The organism is Curtobacterium sp. PhB136 (genome assembly GCF_004346855.1).
In the GTDB taxonomy this organism is placed as follows: Bacteria; Actinomycetota; Actinomycetes; order Actinomycetales; family Microbacteriaceae; genus Curtobacterium.
This window is the reverse complement of the sequence record NZ_SMGH01000004.1, coordinates 40,746-65,343: the sequence shown is the minus strand read 5'-3', so window position 1 is coordinate 65,343 and position 24,598 is coordinate 40,746. Positions and strand designations below refer to the sequence as shown.

Here is a 24,598-nt window from a genome sequence, read left to right as displayed (position 1 = left end):
GCCGCGGCCCCGGCCCGGCCGCGGCCGCGGGCGCTACCCGATCAGGCTCGGGCGCAGGTCGCGCAGCGTCCGGGAGCGCCCCTGCCGGGCAGCCACCACGAAGGTGACCAGCAGCGCGCCGAGCATCCAGCACGCGAGCACGCCCGCGTCCGACCACGCCGCACCCGCTGACCCGCCGTACATCGTCTGCCGCAGGGCGTCGACGGAGTACGTCATCGGCAGGGCGAAGTGCAGCGCCGCCAACGGCCCGGGGAGGGTCTGCCAGGGGAACGTGCCACCGGCGGTGACGAGCTGCACCAGCATGAGCACCAGGCCGAGGAACTGTCCGACGGACCCGAGGAGCACGTTGAGCGCCATCAGGACCGCCGCGAACGTCGCCGATGCCAGCACCATCACCCCGATCGTCGCTCCGGCGTGCACCACGTTCAGGTCGAGCGCGAACCGCACGATGAAGAACAGCGCCACCATCTGCACGATGCCGAGCACCACGGGGGTGAGCCACCCGCCGAGGACGATCTGCAGCGGCTTCCGCACGGCGGTGATCGCCCGCTTCGAGATCGGCTTGAGGATGAGGAACAGCGCGTACATGCCGATCCAGGCCGCCAGTGAGATGAAGAACGGCGCGAGGCCGGCTCCGTAGTTGTCGGCCGCGGCGACGTTGTCGTCACCGACCTTCACCGGGTTCGAGATCACCGAAGCCTGCGCCGATCGCTGGGACGCGGTCGACGCCGGGATCTTCGTCCGGCCCTCGTCGAGCTTCGACGCGAGCGTGGACGCACCGGAGGACAGCGTGTGCAGCCCGCTCGCCAGCGACTTCGCGCCGTCGTCGGCGGAAGCGGTCCCCGTGGCCAGCGTCGCGGCGCCGTTCGACAGCGTCGGTGCGGCAGACGCCAGCTTCGACGTGCCTGCTGCGACCTGCGAGGCGCCGTTCGACAGCGTGGACGCACCCGTGGCTGCGGAGGAGATGCCGTTGGTCAGCGCCGGTGCCGCGGCCGCGAGCTTCCCGGTGCCGGCGGCGAGCGAGTCCGACCCGTCGGAGAGCTGCTGGACGCCGGACGTCAGCTGCGGCGCGGCGGTCGCGAGCTTCGACGCGCCGTCGGACACCTGTGCACTGCCGGTCTGCAGCTTGCCGAGCGCCTCGGACACCGCGGCGCCGCCGGCGCCGAGCTGCGAACTCTGCGTCTGGAGCGTGTCCAGGGTGGCGAGGAGCTCGGTCTTCTGCGCTGCGGTCAGCACCGTCGACGCCTGCACGACGGGCTTCAGCGTCGCGACGAGCTGCGGTGAGTCGGCGGCGAGCTGTTCGACCCCGTCGATGAGCGGCTGCGCGTCCGTCGCGAGCGTCGCGTTCCCGGAGGCCACTGCAGCGGCACCGGTGGCGAGCGTCTTCGTGTCGGCCGGCAGCGTCGCGGTCTGGTCGCGGAGCTGGTGGAGCCCGCTCTGCAGCTTCGTGGCGCCGTCGTCCAGCTGCGTGGTCTGGGACGGCAGCGACGCCGTGGACTGCTGCAGCGTGGACAGCCCGGACGACAGCGTCCCGGCACCGGTCGCCACCTGCTGCGCGCCGTCGTTGAGCTTCGTCGTCTGCGCGGGGAGGTCCGCGGTGCCCGCGGCGAGCTGCGCCGCGCCGCTCTCGAGCTTGCCGGTGCCGTCGGCGAGCTGGTCGGCACCGTTCGATGCGGTGGTGGCTCCGGAAGCGAGGTCGCCGGCCCCGTCGACCGCGTCGCCGAGGCTGTCGCGCACGTCGGCCAGCCCGACGAGCAGGGTCTTCGCCGCCTTCTTGCCGACCTGTTCGGCCACGGCGGTGCGCATGGTCTTGCCGGCCTGCTCCGCGATGGTCGACGCGAGGTAGGAGTTCGTGTCCGCCGTCGTCATGACGAGTTCGGCACGCTTCGGGTCGTTCGTCTGCGCCGACACCAGCGACTCCGAGAAGTCGTGCGGGATCGTCACGACGAAGTCGTACGTGCCGTTCCGGACACCCGAGCGGGCGTCGGCCGCGGTGGTCTTCACCCACCCGAAGTCGCCGCCGTCGATCGCGCGCTTCGTGACGTCCTTGCCGTAGTTCACGGTGTCGCCGTCGAGCGTGGCGCCGGCGTCCTGGTTCACGATCGCCGCGGGGACCTGGTCGAGCTTGGCGTACGGGTCGCGGTTCGCCCAGAGGTACGCGCCGCCGTAGAGCAGCGGGACGACCATGAGCGCGATGAACGCCAGGCGGGCGAGCGGGGTCGCGGTGAGGCGCGCGAGTTCGGCGCGGACGAGCGAGGTGGTGGTCACGAGCGGGTCTCCAGGGTGTCCGACGGGAGGCGCTGCTCGCCTCCGGTGGGGGAGGTCGCGTCATCGGGACCCTCAGTTGCGGATGCGCCCTCGTCGGGCAGGTCGTCGTTCGGTACGGGGATGGTCGCCAGCAGGCGCTCGGCGGTCTCCGCCGCGGCCTTCGAGGTGACGAGGAGCACGGTGATGCCGCGCTGGGCGACGTCGCGGACGACGGCGAACCAGCTCGCGACCGAGCCGCCGTGGCGTTCGGGGGAGGTGATCACCAGGCCGGTGACGCCGTCCCGCAGCAGTGCGAGCTCGACGAGCAGCCGGACCCGGACGTCGGTGGGGACGCGCTGCACGGCGGTGTCGGCGTACGCGCTCACGCCGAGTTCGTCGAGCACGGTGTCGACGTGCTCGCGGGAGGGGCGCTGCCCGGCGAACGCGAGCTCTTCACGCACGATGCGTCGGAGCGTCATCACGGGGAAGGGCTCGGCGACCCCCGGGGTGTCCACGAGCGCGAACGCCCGGCGGAGCGCCGCGGGGTCGTCGTGCCCGTCGAGGAGCACCCGCCCGCGGTCCGGCTTCATCCGGCCGCCGGCGACGAGGGAGGCGAGCACGGGGGCCTGCTCGGTCTCGACGGCGACGATGCCCGGGCGGTGCGGCCCGGCGACGGCGGAGACGACGGGCAGCGGTGCTCCCGGTTCGTCGCCGATGCCGGCGGTGTCGATCTCGAGCGTGCTCATGCTGGTGCTCCCTGGGCGGGGTCGAGTGGGTCGGTCAGTGCGGCGGTGCGCCAGTCGATGCCGGCCATCCCCAGTGCGGAGAGGACGACCATGCGTCGGCCGGCCTGGTCCGGGGTGCCGGAGCGGGTGGCTTCGTCGAGGACGGCGATGCACGCGCCCTCGACCAGACGTCCGAGTGTGGCCGCGTCGACGTCGGTGCGCATCGATCCGTCCGCGATCCCGAGCGCGCACGCGTCACGGACCTGGGCACGGAGCGGCGCGAAGACCTCGGCGACGGACTCCCCGTAGGGGCTCCGGACGGCGATCCGGGCCATCGAGCGGACGTGGGAGACCTCGGACCAGAGGGTGACGGCGATGGCCGCGATGCGCGCTGCCGGCGGGAGGTCGCCGAGATCGGTGGAGGTCGGCATGGCTGCGGCGACGCGTGCGGCACCGGCGGTGACGACGGCGCGGACGAGGTCGTCGCGGGAGGGGAAGTGTCCGTAGACCGCGCGGCGGGAGAGCCCGGCCGCGGTCGCGATCGTCTCGAGCGAGGCGTCCGGATCCCGCTGCAGCACGGTCTTCGCGGCGTCGATCAAGGCAGCCCGGTTCTCGGTCGCGTCGCGCCGGGGAGCGCGGATCGGTGTGGTGGCGGTGCTCACACGACCATCGTAATAACGTGCACACGCCTGTGCAAGTTAACCGGATCGGGGTACCCCCGTTCGGGGGACGTCCCCCAAAGTGCCGACTCCCGCGTCTGTGAACCACCACATAGCTTCTGAGCAATTCCCAAAGCAACACGGATGGAGCTCCAGGTGCGCCCAGTGAACCGTGCAACACCGAACACCCCGAACGACCACAGTCCACATCGCTTCACGCGCATCGCGACGGCGCTCGTCGCTGCCGGAGCCCTCGCCTGCGGCGGTCTCGCCGTCGGCGGCGCGGCATCGGCGGCGCCGGCCGGCGTCGGCTCCGCGGACCTGAAGCTCGCGGCCCCCCTGCGGGACGCGAAGTCGCAGACCACCGTCGCCGCCTTCGTCCGCACCACGGGTGAGGGCGCGCTCGCCGTGGACGCGAAGGCGAAGGGCGGCGACCTCACGAAGTCGAAGACCCCGTCGACCGCCGCGAAGCAGCGCGTCTCGGCGATCGAGTCGACGACGTCGGACGTCAGCGATGCCGTGCAGTCCGTCGACAGCGACGCGACCGAGCTGTACACGACCGAGTACACCGTGCCGGGGGTCGCCGTCGTCGCCGACGTCGCGGCGCTCCGGAAGATCGCGGACCGCGCGGACGTCGAGAGCATCATCCCGCTCACCCCGAAGAAGATCGTCGACCCGAGCGTCAGCGACAGCGCCGACGCGGCCCCGAGCGGTGTCGACCCCGACGCCGTCAAGCCGGGCGTCGACGGTGTCAGCCCGAAGAACGCGGCGAGCGACGTCTACACGCGTTCCCTCGACGCGTGGCAGCAGACCGGGCACACCGGCAAGGGCGTCAACGTCGCCGTGCTGGACACCGGCCTCGACTACACCCAGGCGGACTTCGGCGGCCCCGGCACCACGGCCGCGTACGACGCAGCCCTGGCGAGCGCGACCGCCCCGGCAGCGGGTTCCTACGACCCCGAGAAGTTCCTCGGTGGCTACGACTTCGCCGGTGCGACCTACAACGCGGACCCGAGCGACCCCGCCTACGACCCGACGCCGGCCCCGGACGCGAACCCGATCGACGGCAAGGGCGGCGACCACGGGACGCACGTGTCCGGCACGATCGCCGGGTACGGCCTCGACGCCGACAAGCAGACCTTCGACGGCGACTACACGAAGCTGACGACCGAGCAGGTCCAGGACATGTGGGTCGGTCCGGGCACCGCACCAGAGGCGGGTCTCTACGCCCTGAAGGTCTTCGGTGACGGCGGCGGTTCGACCGACCTCACCGGTGCCGCGCTCGACTGGGTCGGCCAGGCGCTCACCGAGGGCAAGGACATCAACGTCCTGAACCTCTCGCTCGGCTCCGACTACGGCGCACCGGACGACCCCGACAACGCGAAGATCGACGCGCTCACCGCCCGCGGTGTCCTGCCCGTCATCGCCTCGGGCAACGCCGACGACTTCACCGACATCGGCGGTTCGCCGGGGAACGCGGAGGGCGCCCTCACGGTCGCCGCGAGCGCCACCGGCCAGAGCCTCTACGACGGTGTCCAGGCGACCGCCCCGGCGGACGTCGCGCAGACCTGGCGTGCGCAGTACTCGCAGAACTACCAGGGTGAGCTGCCCGTCGAGGGCGACGTCGTCGTCCCGACGACGAACGTCGACGGCTGCGCCGCGTTCAGCGCCGACGAGGCCGCGAAGATCGCCGGCAAGGTGGTCTGGCTGAAGTGGACCGACGCCGCGCTCGAGTGCGGCTCCGGCGTCCGCTTCACCAACGTCGAGGCCGCCGGCGGCGTCGGCGTCCTCCTCGCCGGGACGATCAACACCTTCGCGTCCGGCATCGCGGGGAACGCGACCATCCCGGGTGCCGAGCTGACCGCGGACAGTGTGTCGAGCCTCCAGTCCGCTGCCCAGGCCGGGACGCTGCACGTGCGCTTCGCCGACGAGCTCAAGGGCTTCGAGCTCGCCACCGACGCCGAGGCGGTGAACACGCTCGCGCAGTTCACCAGCCGGGGTGTCCACGGTTCGTACGACGACATCGTCAAGCCGGACATCGCCGGTCCCGGGGTCAACGTGATCTCCGCGGCCAACGGCACCGGTGACGGCCGTCTCTCGATGAGCGGCACGTCGATGGCGACGCCGGACGTGGCGGGCATCGCCGCGCTGACGTTCCAGTCGCACCCGACCTGGTCGGCGCCGGACGTCAAGGCGACCCTGATGAACACCGCGACGCACGACGTGCTCGACGGTGACGGCAACGCGACCCTGCTGCGACAGGGCACCGGCCGCGTCGATGCGCTCCAGGCGGTCACCGCCGGCACCACGGTGCGGAGCGTGGAGAACGACCAGCTCGTCACGGCCTCCTTCGGCGTCGTCGAGGTCACCTCGCCGACCACCGAGAAGCGCACCCTGCAGATCAAGAACACCGACGGTCGACCGCACACCTACGACGTGGCGTACGAGTCGCGCGTGGCACAGGCCGGCGTCGCGTTCTCGGTCGACAAGAAGCGCGTCACGGTCGTCCCGCACGGCACCGCCACCGTCACCCTGACGATGCGGATCGCCGACCCGACGAAGATCGGTCGCACGATCGACCCGACCCAGGAGTCGACCGAGCTGGGCTACCAGCGCGAGTTCGTCTCGGCGGCCACCGGCCTGGTGACCTTCACCCCGACCGACAAGAAGCTCAACCCGCTGCGGCTCGGCACCTACGCCGCGCCGAAGGCGGTGAGCGCCGTGCACGGTTCCGACGTGACGTTCCCGGCCTCCGCGACCACCGCGAGCATCACGCTCGCCGGACGCGGTGTGACCGGTGCGCTCGTGGCGCCGTTCGTGCTCGGTGGGACGGACCCGCAGGAGTCGTTCCCGGACGGCTCGGCGAAGCAGTCCCTGCAGGCCGCTGACGTCCGTGCCTACGGGGCGAACGTCGCCGACGGCACGCTCGCGTTCGGTGTGCAGACGGCCGGTCCCGACGCCAACCCCGGCGCCGTGACCAACGTCGAGGTGCTCATCGACGCCGACCGTGACGGCACGCCGGACTACCTGGTGTACGACGCGAAGTCGGCGACGGTGGACGCGACGTTCGCGACGACGATCGACCTCGCCACCGGCGACACGCTCGACTCGCAGCCGCTGAACGGCGGGGCGCCCGGCCAGGACGTCAACACGTTCGACAGCGCGGTGAAGGTCCTGACCGTCTCGCAGGAGGCGATCGGCGTCACCGGCGCGTTCGACTACTCGGTGCTCACCGAGTCGTCCTACGCACCGGCGCTCGCGACGAGCGGTTCCTACGTGGTGGACGACACGAAGACCGCGACGTTCGACCCGTCCGCCCCGGCACTGTCCTTCGGGTCGTCGGTGCTGCACCCGGACAGCGGCTCGCTCGCGCTCACGCGTGCGGCGTCCACGTCGAGTGCACAGGTGCTGCTCCTGCACCTGCACAACGCCGCGGGCGACCAGGCGGACACGGTCAGCGCGACCGTGGCTGCACCGGTCGTGACGCTCCGCAAGGGCAGCGCCGTCACGGTCTCCGGGGTGACGAAGGTCGGCAAGAAGCTGACCGGACACCACGGCTCGTGGGACGCCAGCGGGGTCCGCTACTCGTACCAGTGGCTCCGGGACGGCGAGGCCGTCAAGGGGGCAACGGCGGCGACGTACAAGCTCGGCTCCTCGGACGCGGGTCACCGCTTCCAGGTCCGGGTGACCGCGTCGGCGAAGGGCTACGAGGACGGCACCGCGACGTCGAAGGCCACGGCCAAGGTGACCAAGCGGTAGCCGCTCGTGGTGCGTCTGACGGATAGGTAGTTAGGGGAACTAGTGAAAATGTGGCACGGTGTCCTCATGCAGAACACGTTGACGCAGCTCCGGCAGAACCCCGCCGAATGGCGCCGTCGCGGTCTGACGCCGCCCGACGTCATCCAGGCGATGGTCGAGCGCCGGTTGGCCGAACCCGGCCACCACGCCCCGGTGGGCGACCCCAGCTACGCGGACTTCTTCCGCGGCTGATCCGCGAGACGTCACCAGACAGACCGACGGGAGGCACGGTGCCAGCTGGCACCGTGCCTCCCGTTCGTCGTGTCCCGGCGCGGGGCCCGTCATCCGGTGGCGCGGGGCGGGGCCCGTCATCCGGTGGCGCCCCGACGGGCGTCCGATAGACTCGGGTGGACCACCGGCCCGAGGCCGTGTGAGGTCCTCCGCGAACGTGAGGAGAACCAGATGCCCGCAGCAGTCATCATCGGCGCCCAGTGGGGCGACGAAGGCAAGGGGAAGGCGACCGACCTCCTCGGCAGCCGCATCGACTACGTCGTCAAGTTCAACGGCGGCAACAACGCCGGGCACACCGTGGTCGTCGGCGGCGAGAAGTACGCGCTGCACCTGCTGCCCTCCGGCATCCTGACCCCCGGGGTCACGCCCGTCATCGGCAACGGCGTCGTCGTCGACATCGAGGTCCTGTTCCAGGAACTCGACGCGCTGAAGGCCCGCGGCGTCGACGTCTCGAAGCTCCGCGTCTCCGCGAACGCCCACGTCATCACGCACTACCACCGCACCATCGACAAGGTGACCGAGCGCTTCCTCGGCAAGCGTCAGATCGGCACCACCGGTCGCGGGATCGGCCCGACCTACGCGGACAAGATCAACCGCGTCGGCATCCGGATCCAGGACATCTTCGACGAGAACATCCTGCGCCAGAAGGTCGAAGCCGCACTCGACCAGAAGAACCACCTGCTGGTGAAGGTCTTCAACCGCCGCGCGATCGATCCCGAAGAGGTCGTCCAGTCGCTGCTGTCCTTCGCCGAGCGTCTGCGCCCGATGGTCGCCGACACCGCGCTGGAGATCCACCGTGCCCTCGAGCGGGGCGAGACCGTCCTGTTCGAGGCCGGACAGGCCACCATGCTCGACGTCGACCACGGCACCTACCCGTTCGTGACGTCCTCGTCCGCCACCGCCGGCGGCGCCGCGACCGGTTCGGGCATCGGCCCGGGCAAGCTCGAGCGCATCATCGGCATCGTCAAGGCGTACACGACGCGTGTCGGCGCCGGGCCCTTCCCGACCGAGCTGTTCGACGACTCGGGGGAGTTCCTCCGCGCGAACGGCTTCGAGTTCGGCACCACCACCGGGCGTCCGCGCCGCTGCGGCTGGTACGACGCCCCGATCGCGCGCTACACGGCGCGCATCAACGGCGTGACGGACTTCGTGCTGACGAAGCTCGACGTCCTCACCGGACTCGACACCATCCCGGTGTGCGTGGCGTACGAGGTCGACGGCGAGCGGGTCGAGGAAGTGCCGGTATCGCAGTCGGACTTCCACCACGCGAAGCCGATCTACGAGGAGTTCCCCGGCTGGACCGAGGACATCACCGGAGCACGGTCGTTCGACGACCTGCCGAAGAACGCGCAGGACTACGTGCTCGCCGTCGAAGCGATGTCCGGTGCCCGCATCTCGGCGATCGGCGTCGGCCCCGGCCGTGACGCGATCGTGGTCCGGCACGACCTGCTCGGGACCGACGAGTCCTGACCATGCGGATCCTGTTCGTCTGCAGCGGCAACCTCTGTCGGTCGCCGCTCGGCGAACAGGTCCTGCGTGCCCGGCTCGGACCCGCCGCCTCGGCCCACCTGGTCGAGTCGGCGGGCACCATCGCCGAGGACGGCGCCGTGATGGACCCTGCCGCCGCCGCACAGTCCGTCCGGCTCGGCGGAGACCCCTCGTCGCACCGGTCCCGGTACCTCACCGAGGCCGTCGCGGGCTCCGCCGACCTCGTGCTGACCGCCGAGCGGTCGCACCGTGCGGAGGTCGTGCGCCGGGCCCCGCGCGCCGCGAAGCGGGCGTTCACCATCACGCAGTTCGCCCGGGTGCTCGACGGGCTCGAGCCGGGCGACCTCGCCGACGTGTCCTCGCCGGAGGCGCTGGTCGAGCGCGTCGCACGGTTGCGCGGGACCGTGCCGCCGCCCGCGGACCCTGCCGACGACGACGTCGACGACCCCTACCGGCGGTCCGCCGCGACGCACGAGCGGGTCGCGGACGAGATCGACCGGGCGCTCACGACGATCGCCGACGCGCTGCGGGCGGTCTCCTAGGACTGCCGGTCCGCCGAGCGGCGCTGCAGGACGTGTCGCTCCCGGCTCGCGGCCGCCCCGGCGAACCCCTGCACGACGAGCAGGGCCACCAGCACGACGATCGGCACCGTCCAGCTCCCCGTCACGGTGTGCAGCAGCCCGATCCCGAGCGGTCCGAGCCCGGCGAGCAGGTAGCCGATGCCCTGCGCCATCGTGGAGACGTGCGCGGTGTGCCGGGCGTCGGGGGACCGCCACACGATGTAGCTCAGGGACAGGCTGATCGCCCCGCCCTGACCCAGGCCGAGCAGGGTCATCCACAGCCACGCCCCGGCGGCCGGTGCGACGCCGAGCCCCACGAAGCCGGTGACGCAGAGGGCCACGACGACCAGGACCGGCACCCATGACGGGCGGACCCGTCGGGCGAGCGCCGGACCCGTGATGCCGGTCAGGATCCCGGGCAGGCTCGAGTACGCCAGCATCAGCCCCGCGGTGTGCGCGGAGACCCCGGCGTCCTGCAGCACCGTGGGCGCCCACGTCAGGAACGCGTAGTACGACAGGCTCTGCAGCCCCATGAACCCGGTCACCGCGATCGCCACCGGGTCCCGCAGCAGGGCCGCCATCCGGGGCTCGTCGGCCTCTCGCGGGGCGTCGGCGACCCGGCGCGACCCCCGGACGTGCCCGGGACTGCGGAGCGCCCGCGGGAGCCACACCACGAACGCCAGGGCCGCCGGCAGCGCCCAGAACGCCAGGGCCGGGCGCCACGCACCGCCGAACGCGGTCATCAGCGGCACGACGGCCGCCGATGCCACTGCCGCGCTCAGGAAGAGCGCCGTCGAGTAGAGCCCCATCATCAGGCCGACGCGGTGCGCGAAGTCGGTCTTGATCGCCGCGGGCATCAGCACGTTCGCCACCGCGATGGCCGCGCCCGCCAGGACGGTCCCGCCGTAGAGTGCCCACCCGTGCGGCTCGAGGCGCAGCGCGATGCCGAGCGCCAGGACCGCCATCGTCAGTCCGAGCAGCCGGTGCAGCCCGATCCGCCGGGTCAGGACCGGCGTCAGGAACGCGAAGGCACCGAACGCGAACACCGGGATCGTCGTCAGCAGGCTGGCCGCCGAGGGAGACAGGTGCAGGGACCGCTCGATCGCGGCCAGCACCGGTCCGACCGAGGCGACGCCCATCCGCAGGTTGATCGCCACGAGCAGGAGCCCCGCCCCGACGTACCACGCCGCCAGGACCCGGCGCCGAGCGGTGGGGACGGGGACGGATGCGGTGCTCGCGGTGGCCATGGCTCCATCCGACCAGCTGCCGCGGCTGCGCGGAACACGTACACTGCCGATCGATGTCGGATTCCCGCCTTGCTGACGACCGGCCCGAGGCCGCCTTCCGGTTCGACCACGCCGAGACCACCGAACCGCACACCCATCCGCGCGGGCACCTCGTCTACGCCGCGAGCGGCGTGCTCTCGCTCATCACGGACGGCGGCGCGTGGATCGCGCCACCCAACCGGGTGGCCTGGGTGCCGGCCGGTGCCGAGCACCGGCACCGGGCGCACGGGGTGACCGACATGCGCGTCGTGTACCTGTCCCGGGAAGCCGCCACGAGCCTCCCGTCGGGTCCCGCCGTCCTCGCGGTCACCGCGCTCGCCCGGGAGGCCGTGCTCGCCATCACGACGGACGGCCACCGTTCCGACGTGGCCAGGTCGCACCTGCGCGCGGTCCTGGTGGACGAGGTCGCGTCCGCCCCGGAGCAGCCGCTGCACCTGCCGGAGCCGGCCGACCCCCGGCTGCGCCGTGTCGTCGCGCTCGTCGAGCGGGACCTGGGCGCCCCGCGGTCGCTCGCCGCCCTCGCGCGGGAGACGGGCGTCGGGGAGCGGACGCTGACGCGCCTGTTCCGGGAGGAGACCGGGATGGGCTACCGGCAGTGGCGGGCGCAGCTCCGGGTGCACCGCGCGCTGGTGCTCCTGGCGCAGGGGCGGTCGGTCACCGACACGGCGGCTGCGTGCGGCTGGGCCACGACGAGTCAGTGCATCGAGCAGTTCACGCCGCTGGTCGGGCTCACACCGGGTGCGTGGCGTCGCGCTGCGGAACGCGGCTGACGTCCGCGGACGGGTCGGGTGACGCCTGTCCGCTGAACGCGGGAGGGGTCGGGGGACGTGTACCCCGGAAGTGCGTCGCACCGCCCCGGGAAACCGGGAACAGCCGATGGTCGGCATGAACGGAAGCCGTGAATCGACGCGGGCCCATGGCGAGCGAGGTCGGTGACGCCATACGGTCGTACCACCGCACGATGTACCCCGGAACGCGACAGGAGCAGCGCCATGAGCATGACCGCCAGCAGCACGAAGCCGCAGCGTGAACTGACCCTCGACACCGACACGGTCGACACGATCGCGGTGCTCGAAGCCGAAGCGACCAGCAGCATCCGTCCCGCGCGGGCCAAGCTCACCTGGACCCAGGAAGACGCCGGTGAGTGGATCGCGAACTACGGCGGCTACTTCGGCGGCTCCGTTGACAAGCGCGACGGCCGGTACGTCGCCTCCGACACCTTCGGCCTCGTCGTCGGCGAGTTCGCCTCGCTCGAAGACGCCCAGGCGAACCTGGCGGACCGGCTGCACGTGATGCTGCCGACCGTCATCCGCCCCGTCGAGTAGTCGGCCGCAAGAACCAGCAACCGCCCGGGCAGGGCACCGCGTCGCGAAGGAACACCACGAGCATGACCGACACACACCACGCACCGGCCGAGGTCACCCTCGACACCGAGACCATCCGCGTGATCACCGCGATCGAGGCAGAGGTCGTCGCTCCCGAGCAGCGCGCGCACATCACCTGGAGCCGTCCGGACACCGGCCTGTGGGCCGCGAACTACGGCGGCTACTACGGAGGCACCGTCGACCGGCAGGGCACCCACTTCTTCGTCTCCGACACCTTCGGGCAGTACGTCGGGGACTTCCGATCGCTCGACGAAGCGCAGGCGGCCCTCGGGGAGCGACTGCACCGGATCCTGCCCGACGTCATCCGGCCCGTCCGCCCGTAGTCCCGGAGCCCCGGAGTCCCGTCCGGGGGGTGACCCCGCACCCCGTGGAGTGCTCGGCGTGGGTGATCTCTGCGGTGGCGGTTTCCCGCACGGATCCCGATGACGCTGGCTCGAGTCCACCGGCGTCTCTAGCCTCGGCCCCGTGAGCATTGCTGACGTACAGGGGCGACGCAGCCTCGGCGCCCGGTTCGATCCGCGCAGGAACTCGCTGAACGCGATCCGGCTGATCCTGGCCGGACTCGTCGTGCTGTCCCACTCGTGGCCCATCGGTGGGTACGGCCCCGATCCCGTGCTCGGGGACCAGGGCCTCGGGAGCTGGGCCGTCGCCGGCTTCTTCTGCATCTCCGGCTACCTCATCACCACGAGCCGGGTGAACAGCCGCTCCCTCGTCGACTTCGTCTGGCGCCGGGTGCTCCGGATCTACCCGGCGTTCATCGTCGCGCTCGTCGTGGTCGCCTTCGGGATCGCCCCGGCCGTCGTCGCGATGTTCCCCGGCGGCGGGACCTGGACGTTCACGGGCGCGGCGGGGTACGTCTTCCACGACGCGTTCCTCTACATCCGCCAGTACGGCATCACGGGCACGCTGGGGCACGTCCCGTACCCGAACGCGTGGGACGCCTCGCTGTGGACCCTGTTCTTCGAGTTCCTCTGCTACCTCGCGATCGGGTTCCTGGTGTCGCTCGTCGCCGTGCGGTGGCGGACGCGCGCGGTCGTCGCGCTGCTGGTCGTCTGTGCCGCGATCGTCCTCCTGCAGGCAGCCGGGGTGCTGCACCTCCCCGGACAGATCGAGGCCACCGCCCGGCTCGGCGGGTACTTCGGCGGCGGTGCGCTGCTCTACCTGCAGCGCGACCGGATCCCGGTCGCCTGGCCGCTCGTGCTGCTGGCCGCTGCACTCGTGGTGGCCGTCGCGGCGCTCGGGGTGTCCGGTGCGCTGGTCGGCGTCCCCCTCGCCTACCTGTGCCTGGTCGCCGGCATCCTCCTGCCGCTGCACTGGATGGGCGCCCGCAACGACGTCTCGTACGGCCTGTACATCTACGGCTTCCCCGTGCAGCAGACGATGGTGCTCGCGTTCCCGCACCAGCAGCTGCCGGTCGTCGTGTTCGCGGCGCTGTCGGTCGTGGCGGCGCTGCCGTTCGCATGGGCGAGCTGGCTGTTCGTCGAACGACCGGCGATGCGCCTCAAGCGGGTGTTCGCCCGACGCCCCGTCGATGCCGAGGGGCACGTCGAGGAGCGGTCCCTGTCGGCTACGCCACCGGCTCGATGAGCTGTGGGCCGTTGTTCTTCACGCTGTTGACCGTCCGGGAGACCTCGTACTGCTCGAGGCCCGCGGCCACCGCGAGCGACTCGTGGTCGAGCAGCGCGAGCAGGTCGTCGGTGTGGAGCTCCCCGCCGAGCCAGTCGTCGTAGCCGTCCGGGGTCAGGAAGGCCGGCATCCGGTCGTGCACTTCCCCGGGGGCGACGTGGGCGTCCCTGGTGATGATCGCCAGCGACAGCTTCCACTTGTCCGGGTCACCCTCGGGCTTCGTCGGGTCCGGCCACGCGCTGACGACCCCGGCCATCGCGAGGGCACCGCCGGGCTCGTGCACGAAGTGCGGTTCCTTGCCGTCCTCGCGCACCACCCACTCGTAGTAGCCCTGCGCCGGGACGATGCACCGGTTCGTGGAGAAGGCGCGCTTGAACATGCCGCTCGTCGCGACGGTCTCGATGCGGGCGTTGATCGGCTTCGGCCGCTGCTTCTGGAAGTCCTTCGCCCAGCTCGGGACGAAGCCCCAGCTGATCTGCGGGAGTTCGCGCTCCCCGTGGCGCTGCCGGACGGCGAATACCGGGTCCGTGGGGGCGACGTTCCAGCTCGGGACGAGCCCGGTGCCGACGACGCCGGTGTCCTCGTCGACGTGCTCGGTGCGATCGGCGAGTTCCCCGATGAGCTCGGGGAGCAGGTCAGCGGTGGTGTCGGAGACGACGAAGCGGCCACACATGCGCCCAGTGTGCCCGCTGCCGCCGACAGTCGTCAGTCCCCGGGGAGCTGGATCTTCGACCCGTTCGGGGAACGCCGTCGCCCGGGCGGCCGCTCCGGAGCGGCCGGGACGTCGGGGAGCGTCGCGGCGAGGGCTCGGGCGCGCTCGACGCGGCCGAGCCGGATCACGTTCATGACGGTCCGCACCGCCGTGATGAGCGCCACCCAGACGACGATGCGTGCGGGGAGGTCGAGGAGGGCAACGCCGGCGACGGCCAGGACCGTCGCCGCGACGACGACCAGCCCCCGGTAGACCTCGGGGAGCACGCCGGCTCGGACGGCCTCGGCATCGCGCAGCACGTCGTCCCGGTCGCGCGGGTCGATCGTCGGGGCGGTCCTCGCCCGGAAGTACCGTTCGACGTGGTCCGGCGCAGCCATCTGCGATCCCGACCAGTACAGCCGTGCGCCGTCGGCGGTCCGCGGGCGGAGCGGGACGAGGGCGACCGCGAAGGCGCCGAGTCCGGTTGCGAGCAGCGCGGCTCCGATCCACGCCGCCGGCCCCTGGAGGTCCGGCCACGGGGCGACCAGGCCGACGACCACCAGCACCACGAACGCGGCGACCGCGGTGACGACGCCGACGACGAACCCGAAGCGGCGTCGGTCCGCGGGCACGTCCCGGCCGAAGTGGTCGCGGAAGACGCGCCAGCCGAGGGCGTACGTGCTCATGTGGTCCCTGGTACTCCTCAGCGCTGAGCATCGCTCGGACACGCCCGACGAACCGGGTTCGGACGCGCGCCGGTCCGCGTCGCGGAGCCGCTCGTCAGGAATCGTCCAGACAGGCACGGTCACCTGATCCCATGAGTCTCGACATCGTCTACACCGCCGTCGCCCACGCCTCGGGAGGCGGCCGCGACGGGCACGTCCGCAGCGAGGACGACCGTCTCGACCTGGACACGCGTCCCCCGAAGGAGATGGGCGGCAGCGGTGAGGGCACCAACCCGGAGCAGCTCTTCGCCGCCGGCTACGCGGCGTGCTTCCTCGGCGCGCTGCACGCGGCGGGCAAGGAGCTCGGCGTGGACACCACGGACGCGGAGGTCTCGGCGGAGGTCGGCATCGGCGGCAACGGCAACGGCGGCTTCGGGCTGGCCGTCGAGCTGGACGTCTACACGCCGAACGTCGAGCAGGCCAAGCGGCAGCGGGCCGTCGAGCGCGCGCACGAGATCTGCCCGTACTCGAACGCCACCCGGGGCAACATCACCGTCACGCTGTCCCTCGTCGACTGACCTCGTGGCCACCACGCGCTGTCCCTGTCTCAGCGGGAACCCGTACGACGAGTGCTGCGGCCCGCTGCACGCAGGCGCCGCGGCGCCGACGGCGGAACGGCTGATGCGCTCGCGCTTCTCCGCGTTCGCGCTCGGGCTGCCCGAGTACCTGCTGCTCTCGTGGCACCCGAGCACCCGACCGGACACGCTCGAGCTCGACGCGGAGCAGCGGTGGACACGGCTCGACGTCCTGTCCACCCGGGACGGAGGCCCGTTCGACTCGCGCGGACAGGTCACGTTCCGCGCGTGGTGGCGCACCGACAGCGAGCGTGGCACGCTCGAGGAGACGAGCGACTTCGTCCGCGAACAGGGCCGCTGGTTCTACGTCGACGGCGTGGTCGCCACCTGAGTCCCGACAGGAGTGCCCATGCCGTCCCGTGACCTCGCCGCCTTCGGTGCCCGGACCACCGCCGCCGAGGTCCTCGACGGCATCGACCTCACCGGACGGACGGCGATCGTCACCGGCGCCGCCTCGGGCATCGGCATCGAGACCGCCCGGGCGCTCGCCGGCGCCGGTGCCGTCGTGACGATGGCCGTGCGCGACGTCGCAGCGGGGCACCGTGTGGCAGACGACATCGCCCGGTCCACCGGACGAGCAGCACCCGCGGTGCGTGCACTGCACCTCGACCGCCCCGATTCCGTCGAGGCCTTCGCGGCGGACTGGGACGGCCCGCTCGACGTCCTGGTGGCGAACGCCGGGATCATGGACGCGCCGGAGTCGTACACGGCGGCCGGGTGGGAGTCGCAGTTCGCGACGAACCACCTCGGGCACTTCGCGCTCGCACGCGGCCTGCACCGGGCACTCGCCGCGTCCGGCTCCGCGCGGATCGTCGCCGTGTCGTCGAGCGGCCACGGATCATCGCCCGTCGTGTTCGACGACCTGTTCTTCCGCCGCCGTCCCTACGAGCCCGGGCTGGCGTACGCGCAGTCCAAGACGGCGAACGCCCTCTTCGCCGTCGGGGTCGGACTCCGCTGGGCCGAGGACGGCATCACCGCGAACTCCTGCATGCCGGGCGGGATCTGGACCGGGCTGCAGAAGCACTGGGACCCGGACGTCCTGGCGGCGACGAAGGTGGCTGCCGCCGACGTCGTGAAGACACCCGAGCAGGGCGCGGCCACGTCCGTCCTGCTCGCCACCGCTCCGGAACTCGCCGGAGTCTCCGGCCGGTACTACGAGGACTGCCACGAGGCCGCCGTCGTCGACGCGATCCAGGACGGGCTGTACGGGGTACGGCCGTGGGCGCTCGACCCGACGGACGCCGACCGGCTGTGGGACGTGTCGGTCGCGCTCCTCGACGCCGAGGGCCGGACCCGACAGGCCTGAACGGACGGCCGGGGTCAGCCGCCGATCTGCTCGGGCAGTCCGACGGCGACGCGCATCGCACGGCGGACCGCGGCCTCCGACGGCAGGAGCTCGTCCTCGTCGCCGGTCAGGAAGAACCGGATCTGGCCGATCGCCTGCTCGGTGAGCATGTCCAGGCCGTTCAGCACCCGTCCGCCGGCGGCTTCCCAGCGCGTGGACGCCGCGGTCGGCCACGGCTCGTACGCGACGTCGAAGAGCACCGCGTCGGGGCCCGACGGGCGCAGTGGCAGCTCGTCGGCCGCGCCGCCGGGGAGCGTCGAGATCACGAAGCCGAGCGGCCCCGCCTGCTCGAGGTCGGCGAGGGGGTGCACCTCGAGCGTGATCCCGAGCCGGGTCGCGAGGCCGACGAGGTCCCGCGCCTTCGCGGTGTCGCGGAGGAACACCCGGACGAGACGGGCGCCGAGGCGGAGCGATGCCGTCAGCGCACTCGCCGCCGTCGCCCCGCCGCCGAGGATCGTCGCCTCACCGGGGACGTGCCCGAGGGCAGCGACCGGACGGACCAGTCCCTCGACGTCGGTGTTCGCGCCGGCGCGCACCACCCGGCCGCCCTCGGAACGGAACGCGAGCGTGTTGGCGACCCCGAGCTCGTCCACGAGCGGTGTCGTGCGATCGAGCAGCGGGAGCACCTCGCGCTTCAGCGGCATCGTCAGGCTGAGCCCCCGCTGATCTGGACCGAGCCCGGCGATGAACGCGTCCAGACCGCCGGAGGCGACCTCGTGCCTCCCGTACGTGAAGGGCAACCCCAGGACGTCGTAGGCCGCTGCGTGGAGCGTGGGCGAGAGCGAGTGTGCGATCGGCGAGCCGAGCACGGCGAGGCGTGTGCGATCGGGGTCCTGGTACGACGTGGCCACGGGTCCAGAGCCTATCCATCCGCGTTTCGTGGCGGACCCTTAGGTTAGGCTTACCTTCGTGATCCGTACCTCCCTCTCCAAGCAGCGCTTCCGGCGCGTACTCGCCGCCGCCGGTGCCGTGGTGGCCGCCTCGCTCGTCCTCGCCGGATGCTCGTCCGGCTCGTCGACCACCTCGCCGGAGGCATCGTCGTCCTCCGCCGACGGTCAGTTCCCGGTGTCGATCACCACGGCACTCGGCACGACGAAGATCGACTCGCAGCCCAAGCGCGTCGTCGCCCTCGGCTGGGGCGACGCCGAGACCGCACTCGAACTCGGCGTGCAGCCCGTCGGTGCCAGCGACTGGCTCGCCTTCGGCGGCGACGGCGTCGGCCCGTGGCTCAAGGGTGCGTACACGAAGTCCCCGAAGATCATCAACACGCTCGAGCCCAGCTACGAGGACATCCTCAAGCTCAAGCCGGACGTGATCCTCGACGTGAAGTCCTCCGGCGACAAGGACCGCTACGCCAAGCTCTCCGCGATCGCGCCAACCGTGGCGATCCCGAAGGGCGCGGAGAACTACCTCGCCTCGACGAAGCAGCAGACCACGATGATCGCGAAGGCGCTCGGCAAGGTCTCCGAGGGCAAGAAGCTGCTCGCCGGCGTCGACGACGCGTACGCCGCCGCGCGGAAGGCGCACCCGGAGTTCCAGGACAAGACCGCGGTGATCGGCGCCTACACGTCGGAGGGCTTCGGTGCCTACGCCTCCGCGGACAGCCGGGCCACCTTCATGCAGAACCTGGGCTTCACGATCCCGGCGAAGATCGACCAGGAAGCGGGCAAGCAGTTCTCCGTCCACCTCTCGGACGAGAACCTCGACCTGCTGAACGCCGACCTCACGGTGATCCTGCCGATCTACGTCGAGGCGTCGGCGGCAGAGTCCGATCCGCTGTTCCAGAAGGTGCCGTCGGTCGAGGCCGGCCACTTCATCGTGTTCTCCGACAAGGACGTCTCGTCCGCGTTCTCGATGGGGACCACCGCTGCGATCGAGTGGGCGCTCAAGCGCCTGCCGGACCAGTTCGCGTCGAAGCTCGGCTGATCAGCGCGGTCAGTTCGCGAAGAGCGAGCCGAGGAACGCGAAGAGCAGCGTGATGAGCGGCAGGGAGCCCTGGACGAACGCGGAGTTGAGGTACCGGCGACCGGTCCCCGCGAGGATCACCGCGGCGCCGAGCATGCTCGCCGTCGAGAAGACGATCAGCGTCCAGCCGCTCACCGCGCTGCCCGTCACGACGAACAGGACACCGAGCACCGCGCCGATCGCGAGGAACAGGTTGTAGAAGCCCTGGTTGAACGCGAGGGCTCGCGTCGCCCGGGCTTCGGCGTCCGATGCCATGCCGAAGATCCGCCGGACCCGGGGGCTGGTCCACGCCACCGACTCGAGGAAGAAGATGTACACGTGCACGAGTCCAGCGAGGACCGCGCACACACTCGAGATGACGAGGAGCACCGACATGGGTTCCATTGTCCCAGCACCGAAGGGGTGCTCAGGTCCCACTCAGCTTCGGACGTGGCGCGCTCTCGCGTAACCGACACCTGGCGGCCAGCCGGACGCCGTTAGGCTCGGCACATGAGCGAGTACGACGACGCGGCCGTGGCGGAACTGCAGAGCATCCGGCAGAGCATCGACAACATCGACGCCGCCGTGATCCACATGCTCGCGGAGCGCTTCAAGTACACCCAGCGTGTGGGGTACCTCAAGGCCAGCGCGGGGATGCCGGCGGCGGACCCCGACCGCGAACGCATCCAGGTCGCCCGACTGCGCTCCCTCGCCGCCGAGTCCCACCTGGACCCCGCGTTCGCGGAGAAGTTCCTGAACTTCATCGTCGCCGAGGTCATCCACCACCACGAGCAGATCGCCGAGGAAGAAGCGTGAGCGCTCCGGCGCTGCCCACGCTGCTCATCGGGTCGTACACTGCCACCGGCGGGGGCACCGCGACCGGCATCTCCGTCGTCGAGGACGGCGTCGCCTCGACCGTCGCCGTGCTGGACGACCCCTCGTTCCTGGCCGTCTCCGGCGACCGCGTGTACGCCGTTTCCGAGCTCGCCGACGGCAGCGTGAGTGCCTTCCGCCGACGCGGCACCGCCCTCGAACACCTCTGGGACGCACCGTCCGGCGGGGACGCCCCGTGCCACGTCCGGGTCGATCCGTCCGGTGCGCTCGTCGTCACGAACTACGTGTCCGGCACCGTCACGGCCGTGTCCCTGGCCGCGGCGGAGTCACTCGCCGCGTCCGTCCTGGCGAGCGACGGGGTCGTCGGTGCGCACGGGGCAGGGGACTCCGTCGTCGTCCCGGAATCCGCCGTGGACACCGCGGTGCTCCCCGACGCCACCGGCCCCGTCGAGGACCGGCAGGAGGGGCCGCACGCCCACCAGTCGATCGCGACGCCCGACGGCACGCTGCTCGTCGCGGACCTCGGCGGGGACGCACTGCACGAGTACCGGGTGGACCTCGGTCCGGAGTCCGTCGCGCTCGAGGTGGTGCGCGTGCACCACGTCGAGCCCGGCGTCGGCCCGCGGCACATGGCCTGGTACGACGGCGACCTGTTCGTCGCGGGGGAGCTCGACGGTCGCGTGCACCGCCTCCGTCGTGACGAGTCCGGAGCGTTCCGCGTCGTCGCGTCCGCACCGACGTTCGACGGTCCGGTCGGCGAGTCGCTCCTCAGCCACATCGAGGTGGACGAGGACGGCCGCGTGGTCGTCGCCGTCCGTGGACGTGACGTGATCGTCGTGCTGGACGCCGCGGACGGCGGGCTGACGCTCGTCGGGTCCGCACCGTGCGGCGGTGTGTGGCCGCGGCACTTCGCCCGGGTGCCCGGGTACGTCCTGGTCGCGAACCAGATGTCGGACGCGATCGCGGTCCTGCCCGTGGGTGATGACGGCGTCCCCGGGGAGGCAGTCGCGCAGATCCCGGTCGGGACGCCGACCTGCATCGTCCCGCTGTAGCGGTCCTGCGGGCCGCGCTGGCTTGCGGACCTGCGGGCCTGCGGGCCTGCGGGCCGCGGACCTGCGGGTCGCGCTGGCTTGCGGCTCGCGCTCGGTCAGACCTCGATGAGGTTCTCGAACGCGCGGCCCTCGGCCAGCGCCGCCACCTGACGGCGCATCAGCTCGATGGACCGCGGCACGCTGAGGTCCGTGTTGCCGCCGACGTGCGGTGTCAGCACCGTGTTCGGCGTGGTCCAGAGCGGGTGCCCCTCGGGGAGCGGTTCGGGGTCGGTGACGTCGAGCCCGGCGGACAGCCGGCCGCTCGAGAGCTCGGCGACGAGGGCGTCGGTGTCCACGACCTTGCCGCGCGCGACGTTCACCACCAGGGCGCCGTCGGGCAGTGCGGCGAGGAGATCGGCGTCGACGAGTCGTTCGGTCTCGTCCGTCAACGGCGTGATGAGCACGAGCACGTCGGTCGTCCGCGCGAGCTCGGGCAGCTCGCTGAACGCGTGCACGTGCCGGCCGTCCTGCTCGCGGGCGGTCCGAGCCACCACGGTCACCTCGGTCTTGAACGCCTCGAACCGGGTGGCGATCGCACCGCCGATCGCGCCGTAGCCCACCACGGTGACCCGTCGGTCCGCCAGTGACCGGGTCTGCCGGACGTCCCAGACGCCCTTCGCACGGTCGAACTGGAACTGCCCGAGTTCGCGGAGGGACGTCAGCGCGAGCCCGACGGCGAGTTCCGCCGTCTCGTCGTCGTGGATCCCACGGCCGTTCGCCAGCTGCGCGTGTCCGGGGACGTGCGGCACCGCGTGCTCGTAGCCGGCGCTCGGCAGCTGCAGGAGCTGCAGGTTCGGCAGGTCGTGCACGTACTGCCAGCGGTGGCGCCCCTGGAAGTAGAACGGCAGGAGCGTGACCGCGACCTCGTCAGCGCGCGGGTACGGCGCCTCGAGGTCCCAGACGTCGAGCTCGACGCCGTCCGGCACGGGGCCGAAACGGTCGACGAGTTCAGCGAAGGGCAGCGTGACGATCGGCACCGGGGATCAGCTGTCGGTGCGCGGCGAGAAGGTGCCGTCCGAGGCGAGCGGGCCACGGCCCAGGACACCTTCGGTGACGGCCTCCTGGATCACGTCGCCGAAGTGGCCGGGCAGGGTCGCGCCGTGCGTGCCACGGAGCTCCTCCACGGTCGCTTCGAACGCGCCCTGGACCTCGAGCGCCTGCGAGGTGCCGTCGGTCACGCCGATGCGGAGCACCGGGAAGCCCCGGCCGTTGCAGAGACCCTGGAAGCGGACGTCGTCTTCACGGCGGACGGTCACGATGACGCGGGCCGTCGACTCCGAGAAGAGCGCCGTCGCGGTGTCGACGCCGTCACGGCTCTCGAGCTCGTCGAGCACGACGCGTGCACCGACGCCGAAGCGCAGGACCGACTCGGCGAGCGACTGGCCGAGGCCGCCGTCCGCGAGGTCGTGGGCGCTCGTCAGGAGCTGCTCGTCCGCAGCGGCGTGCACGAGCTCGGCGAGTGCCTTCTCGCGCGCGAGGTCGACGCGCGGCGGCCGACCACCGAGGTGACCGTGCACCGTGCCGGCCCATGCGGAGCCGTCCAGCTCGAGGTTCGTCGTGCCGAGCAGGTAGATGTTGTGACCGTCGTCCTGCCAGCCGGACGGGATCCGGAGTGCGACGTCGTCGATCACGCCGAGCACACCGACGACCGGGGTCGGGTGGATCGGGGTCGACCCGGTCTGGTTGTAGAACGACACGTTGCCGCCGGTGACCGGGATCCCGAGCTCCATGCAGCCGTCCGCGAGGCCCTCGACGGCCTCGGAGAACTGCCACATGACCTCGGGGTTCTCCGGGGAGCCGAAGTTCAGGCAGTCGGTGACCGCCGCGGGAACGGCACCGGTGACGGCGACGTTCCGGTACGCCTCGGCGAGGGCCAGACGCGCGCCCTGCTTCGGGTCGAGCTGGCAGTAGCGGCCGTTGGCGTCGGTGGCGATCGCGACGCCGAGCCCGGTCTCCTCGTCGACGCGGATCATGCCACCGTCGTCCGGGAAGGAGAGCGCGGTGTTGCCGAGCACGTAGGTGTCGTACTGGTTCGTGACCCAGTTCTTCGACGACAGGTTCGGCGAGCCGAGGAGCTGGAGGAACTGCGCCTTGAGCGCCGGACCCGTCTCCGGGCGGTCGAGCGAGTCCGCGCCGTCGGCCTGCAGGGCGTCGATCCAGGTCGGGTACGCGACCGGGCGGTCGTAGACCGGACCGTCGACGGCGACCGTGCGCGGGTCGACGTTCACGATCTCCTTGCCCTGCCAGTCGATGACGAGGCGGCCGGTGCCGGTGACCTCGCCGAGGACGCTGGTCTCGACCTCCCACTTGTCGACGACGGCCAGGAAGGCGTCGAGCTTGTCGGGGCGGACGACCGCCATCATGCGCTCCTGGCTCTCCGACATGAGGATCTCCTCGGCGGTGAGCGTGGGGTCGCGCAGCAGGACGTCGTCGAGCGAGATGTGCATGCCACCGTCGCCGTTGCTGGCGAGTTCCGAGGTGGCGCAGGAGATGCCGGCGGCGCCGAGGTCCTGGATGCCCTCGACGAGCTCCTTCTGGAACAGCTCGAGGCAGCACTCGATGAGGACCTTCTCGGCGAACGGGTCGCCGACCTGCACGGCGGGGCGCTTGGTGGGGCCGCCCTCGGTGAAGGTGTCGGACGCCAGGATCGACGCGCCGCCGATGCCGTCGCCGCCGGTGCGGGCGCCGAAGAGGACGACCTTGTTGCCGGCGCCGGAGGCGTTCGCCAGGTGCAGGTCCTCGTGACGCAGCACGCCGACCGCGAGCGCGTTGACCAGCGGGTTGCCCTGGTACACGGAGTCGAAGTAGGTCTCGCCGCCGATGTTCGGCAGGCCGAGGCAGTTGCCGTAGAACGAGATGCCGCCGACCACGCCGTGCACGACGCGCGCCGTGTCCTCGTGGTCGATCGCGCCGAAGCGGAGCTGGTCCATCACGGCGACCGGGCGGGCGCCCATCGAGATGATGTCGCGGACGATGCCGCCGACACCGGTGGCAGCACCCTGGTACGGCTCGACGTAGGAGGGGTGGTTGTGCGACTCGACCTTGAAGGTCACCGCCCAGCCGTTGCCGACGTCGACCACACCGGCGTTCTCGCCCATGCCGACCATCAGGTTCTTGGTCATCTCCGGCGTGACCTTCTTGCCGAACTGCCGGAGGTAGTTCTTGCTCGACTTGTACGAGCAGTGCTCCGACCACATCACGGAGTACATCGCCAGCTCACCCGAGGTGGGGCGGCGGCCGAGGATCTCGCGGATCTTCGCGTACTCGTCCGCCTTGAGCCCGAGGGCTTCGTAGGGCTGGTCCTTGTCGGGCGTCGCTGCGGCGTCCTGGACGGTGTCGGGCTCGGGGCGCACGAAGGTCGTCACGGTGTTGTCGTTCCCTGCTGCAG

The 24,598-nt window shown here is 71.6% G+C and carries 24 protein-coding genes; 14 read left to right on the top strand and 10 right to left on the bottom strand.

All coding sequences use genetic code 11. The features are described 5' to 3' along the window. Positions 1–33: 33 nt before the first annotated feature. Genes EDF27_RS00370 through EDF27_RS00360 form a run of 3 tightly spaced genes read right to left on the bottom strand, consistent with a single transcriptional unit; the run spans position 34 to position 3,634 of the window. Positions 34–2,268: a YhgE/Pip domain-containing protein gene (locus tag EDF27_RS00370; RefSeq protein WP_123701363.1), complete on the bottom strand. Its 2,235-nt coding sequence runs from the start codon at positions 2,266–2,268 to the stop codon at positions 34–36. Then, positions 2,265–2,993 (bottom strand): hypothetical protein, encoded by a 729-nt coding sequence (locus tag EDF27_RS00365; protein ID WP_132046720.1) that lies wholly within the window; start codon positions 2,991–2,993, stop codon positions 2,265–2,267. The genes EDF27_RS00370 and EDF27_RS00365 overlap by 4 nt, the downstream gene beginning before the upstream one ends. Then, positions 2,990–3,634, bottom strand: a complete 645-nt coding sequence (locus EDF27_RS00360) for a TetR/AcrR family transcriptional regulator (RefSeq protein ID WP_132046718.1) — start codon at positions 3,632–3,634, stop codon at positions 2,990–2,992. Before EDF27_RS00360 ends, EDF27_RS00365 begins: the two co-directional genes overlap by 4 nt. 162 nt (positions 3,635–3,796) lie before the next feature. Between EDF27_RS00360 and EDF27_RS00355 the strand changes: the two genes are divergently transcribed. From EDF27_RS00355 to EDF27_RS00345, 4 genes are all read left to right on the top strand, one after another. Further along, positions 3,797–7,390: a S8 family serine peptidase gene (locus EDF27_RS00355; RefSeq protein WP_132046716.1), complete on the top strand. Its 3,594-nt coding sequence runs from the start codon at positions 3,797–3,799 to the stop codon at positions 7,388–7,390. 66 nt (positions 7,391–7,456) lie between these two features. Continuing rightward, a complete protein-coding gene (locus tag EDF27_RS19475) occupies positions 7,457–7,621 on the top strand; it encodes a hypothetical protein (protein ID WP_165931285.1) in 165 nt (54 codons plus the stop codon). Between the two features lie 210 nt (positions 7,622–7,831). Further along, on the top strand, positions 7,832–9,130 hold the full coding sequence (locus EDF27_RS00350) for an adenylosuccinate synthase (protein WP_123654455.1): 1,299 nt from the start codon (positions 7,832–7,834) through the stop codon (positions 9,128–9,130). 2 nt (positions 9,131–9,132) lie between these two features. Further along, positions 9,133–9,690 (top strand): low molecular weight phosphatase family protein, encoded by a 558-nt coding sequence (locus EDF27_RS00345; protein WP_123701367.1) that lies wholly within the window; start codon positions 9,133–9,135, stop codon positions 9,688–9,690. On the opposite strand, the gene EDF27_RS00340 is transcribed toward EDF27_RS00345, so the two are convergent. Then, complete coding sequence (locus tag EDF27_RS00340) at positions 9,687–10,955, bottom strand: MFS transporter (protein ID WP_123701368.1); 1,269 nt, start codon at positions 10,953–10,955, stop codon at positions 9,687–9,689. The two genes, EDF27_RS00345 and EDF27_RS00340, sit on opposite strands and share 4 nt — an antisense overlap. Before the next feature lie 53 nt (positions 10,956–11,008). Here EDF27_RS00340 and EDF27_RS00335 point away from each other — a divergent pair, with 53 nt between their 5' ends. From EDF27_RS00335 to EDF27_RS00320, 4 genes are all read left to right on the top strand, one after another. Continuing rightward, positions 11,009–11,764: a helix-turn-helix transcriptional regulator gene (locus EDF27_RS00335; RefSeq protein WP_132046714.1), complete on the top strand. Its 756-nt coding sequence runs from the start codon at positions 11,009–11,011 to the stop codon at positions 11,762–11,764. A 222-nt stretch (positions 11,765–11,986) separates the two neighbouring features. Beyond that, entirely contained in the window at positions 11,987–12,319 is a 333-nt protein-coding gene (locus EDF27_RS00330) for a hypothetical protein (protein WP_132046712.1), read from the top strand. 62 nt (positions 12,320–12,381) lie between these two features. After that, entirely contained in the window at positions 12,382–12,702 is a 321-nt protein-coding gene (locus EDF27_RS00325) for a hypothetical protein (RefSeq protein WP_123701371.1), read from the top strand. 142 nt (positions 12,703–12,844) lie between these two features. Next, positions 12,845–13,966, top strand: coding sequence for an acyltransferase (locus EDF27_RS00320; RefSeq protein WP_123701372.1), 1,122 nt, complete (start codon positions 12,845–12,847; stop codon positions 13,964–13,966). Here the strand turns inward: EDF27_RS00320 and EDF27_RS00315 are convergent. Next, entirely contained in the window at positions 13,947–14,678 is a 732-nt protein-coding gene (locus EDF27_RS00315) for an SOS response-associated peptidase (protein ID WP_132046710.1), read from the bottom strand. The two genes, EDF27_RS00320 and EDF27_RS00315, sit on opposite strands and share 20 nt — an antisense overlap. Positions 14,679–14,710: 32 nt before the next feature. Next, positions 14,711–15,382, bottom strand: coding sequence for a hypothetical protein (locus EDF27_RS00310; protein ID WP_132046708.1), 672 nt, complete (start codon positions 15,380–15,382; stop codon positions 14,711–14,713). A gap of 131 nt (positions 15,383–15,513) precedes the next feature. Between EDF27_RS00310 and EDF27_RS00305 the strand changes: the two genes are divergently transcribed. The 3 genes from EDF27_RS00305 to EDF27_RS00295 are packed head-to-tail and all read left to right on the top strand — an operon-like array spanning position 15,514 to position 17,302. Beyond that, positions 15,514–15,939 (top strand): organic hydroperoxide resistance protein, encoded by a 426-nt coding sequence (locus EDF27_RS00305; RefSeq protein WP_132046705.1) that lies wholly within the window; start codon positions 15,514–15,516, stop codon positions 15,937–15,939. Positions 15,940–15,943: 4 nt separating this feature from the next. Then, positions 15,944–16,327 (top strand): YchJ family metal-binding protein, encoded by a 384-nt coding sequence (locus tag EDF27_RS00300; RefSeq protein WP_123654429.1) that lies wholly within the window; start codon positions 15,944–15,946, stop codon positions 16,325–16,327. Positions 16,328–16,345: 18 nt separating this feature from the next. Next, complete coding sequence (locus EDF27_RS00295; RefSeq protein WP_132046703.1) at positions 16,346–17,302, top strand: SDR family NAD(P)-dependent oxidoreductase; 957 nt, start codon at positions 16,346–16,348, stop codon at positions 17,300–17,302. Positions 17,303–17,316: 14 nt separating this feature from the next. On the opposite strand, the gene EDF27_RS00290 is transcribed toward EDF27_RS00295, so the two are convergent. Further along, on the bottom strand, positions 17,317–18,192 hold the full coding sequence (locus EDF27_RS00290) for a shikimate dehydrogenase (protein ID WP_132046701.1): 876 nt from the start codon (positions 18,190–18,192) through the stop codon (positions 17,317–17,319). A 58-nt stretch (positions 18,193–18,250) separates the two neighbouring features. Here EDF27_RS00290 and EDF27_RS00285 point away from each other — a divergent pair, with 58 nt between their 5' ends. Further along, the gene (locus EDF27_RS00285) at positions 18,251–19,267 is read left to right on the top strand and encodes an iron-siderophore ABC transporter substrate-binding protein (protein WP_165931284.1); all 1,017 of its coding nucleotides are present in this window, start codon (positions 18,251–18,253) and stop codon (positions 19,265–19,267) included. 9 nt (positions 19,268–19,276) lie between these two features. Here EDF27_RS00285 and EDF27_RS00280 read toward each other — a convergent pair whose 3' ends face one another. Continuing rightward, on the bottom strand, positions 19,277–19,681 hold the full coding sequence (locus EDF27_RS00280) for a DUF1304 domain-containing protein (RefSeq protein WP_123701378.1): 405 nt from the start codon (positions 19,679–19,681) through the stop codon (positions 19,277–19,279). A gap of 114 nt (positions 19,682–19,795) precedes the next feature. Between EDF27_RS00280 and EDF27_RS00275 the strand changes: the two genes are divergently transcribed. Both EDF27_RS00275 and EDF27_RS00270 read left to right on the top strand, forming a co-directional pair. Then, complete coding sequence (locus EDF27_RS00275) at positions 19,796–20,101, top strand: chorismate mutase (protein WP_123654425.1); 306 nt, start codon at positions 19,796–19,798, stop codon at positions 20,099–20,101. Continuing rightward, complete coding sequence (locus tag EDF27_RS00270) at positions 20,098–21,171, top strand: beta-propeller fold lactonase family protein (protein ID WP_132046699.1); 1,074 nt, start codon at positions 20,098–20,100, stop codon at positions 21,169–21,171. Before EDF27_RS00275 ends, EDF27_RS00270 begins: the two co-directional genes overlap by 4 nt. Before the next feature lie 95 nt (positions 21,172–21,266). Here EDF27_RS00270 and EDF27_RS00265 read toward each other — a convergent pair whose 3' ends face one another. Together EDF27_RS00265 and purL are read right to left on the bottom strand one after the other, a co-directional pair. After that, entirely contained in the window at positions 21,267–22,187 is a 921-nt protein-coding gene (locus EDF27_RS00265) for a 2-hydroxyacid dehydrogenase (protein WP_123701380.1), read from the bottom strand. A gap of 6 nt (positions 22,188–22,193) precedes the next feature. Further along, positions 22,194–24,575: a phosphoribosylformylglycinamidine synthase subunit PurL gene (gene purL, locus EDF27_RS00260; protein WP_123701476.1), complete on the bottom strand. Its 2,382-nt coding sequence runs from the start codon at positions 24,573–24,575 to the stop codon at positions 22,194–22,196. Positions 24,576–24,598 lie beyond the last annotated feature (23 nt).

Excerpts from the sequence above, each read along its gene's own strand:
- EDF27_RS00335 (WP_132046714.1), top strand. The coding sequence starts at position 11,009 with ATGTCGGATTCCCGCCTTGCTGACGACCGGCCCGAGGCCGCCTTCCGG.
- EDF27_RS00325 (WP_123701371.1), top strand. The coding sequence starts at position 12,382 with ATGACCGACACACACCACGCACCGGCCGAGGTCACCCTCGACACCGAG.
- EDF27_RS00280 (WP_123701378.1), bottom strand. The coding sequence starts at position 19,681 with ATGTCGGTGCTCCTCGTCATCTCGAGTGTGTGCGCGGTCCTCGCTGGA.
- EDF27_RS00365 (WP_132046720.1), bottom strand. The coding sequence starts at position 2,993 with ATGAGCACGCTCGAGATCGACACCGCCGGCATCGGCGACGAACCGGGA.
- EDF27_RS00340 (WP_123701368.1), bottom strand. The coding sequence starts at position 10,955 with ATGGCCACCGCGAGCACCGCATCCGTCCCCGTCCCCACCGCTCGGCGC.
- EDF27_RS00330 (WP_132046712.1), top strand. The coding sequence starts at position 11,987 with ATGAGCATGACCGCCAGCAGCACGAAGCCGCAGCGTGAACTGACCCTC.
- EDF27_RS19475 (WP_165931285.1), top strand. The coding sequence starts at position 7,457 with ATGCAGAACACGTTGACGCAGCTCCGGCAGAACCCCGCCGAATGGCGC.
- EDF27_RS00310 (WP_132046708.1), bottom strand. The coding sequence starts at position 15,382 with ATGAGCACGTACGCCCTCGGCTGGCGCGTCTTCCGCGACCACTTCGGC.
- EDF27_RS00275 (WP_123654425.1), top strand. The coding sequence starts at position 19,796 with ATGAGCGAGTACGACGACGCGGCCGTGGCGGAACTGCAGAGCATCCGG.
- EDF27_RS00345 (WP_123701367.1), top strand. The coding sequence starts at position 9,133 with ATGCGGATCCTGTTCGTCTGCAGCGGCAACCTCTGTCGGTCGCCGCTC.
- EDF27_RS00315 (WP_132046710.1), bottom strand. The coding sequence starts at position 14,678 with ATGTGTGGCCGCTTCGTCGTCTCCGACACCACCGCTGACCTGCTCCCC.
- EDF27_RS00350 (WP_123654455.1), top strand. The coding sequence starts at position 7,832 with ATGCCCGCAGCAGTCATCATCGGCGCCCAGTGGGGCGACGAAGGCAAG.
- EDF27_RS00305 (WP_132046705.1), top strand. The coding sequence starts at position 15,514 with ATGAGTCTCGACATCGTCTACACCGCCGTCGCCCACGCCTCGGGAGGC.
- EDF27_RS00295 (WP_132046703.1), top strand. The coding sequence starts at position 16,346 with ATGCCGTCCCGTGACCTCGCCGCCTTCGGTGCCCGGACCACCGCCGCC.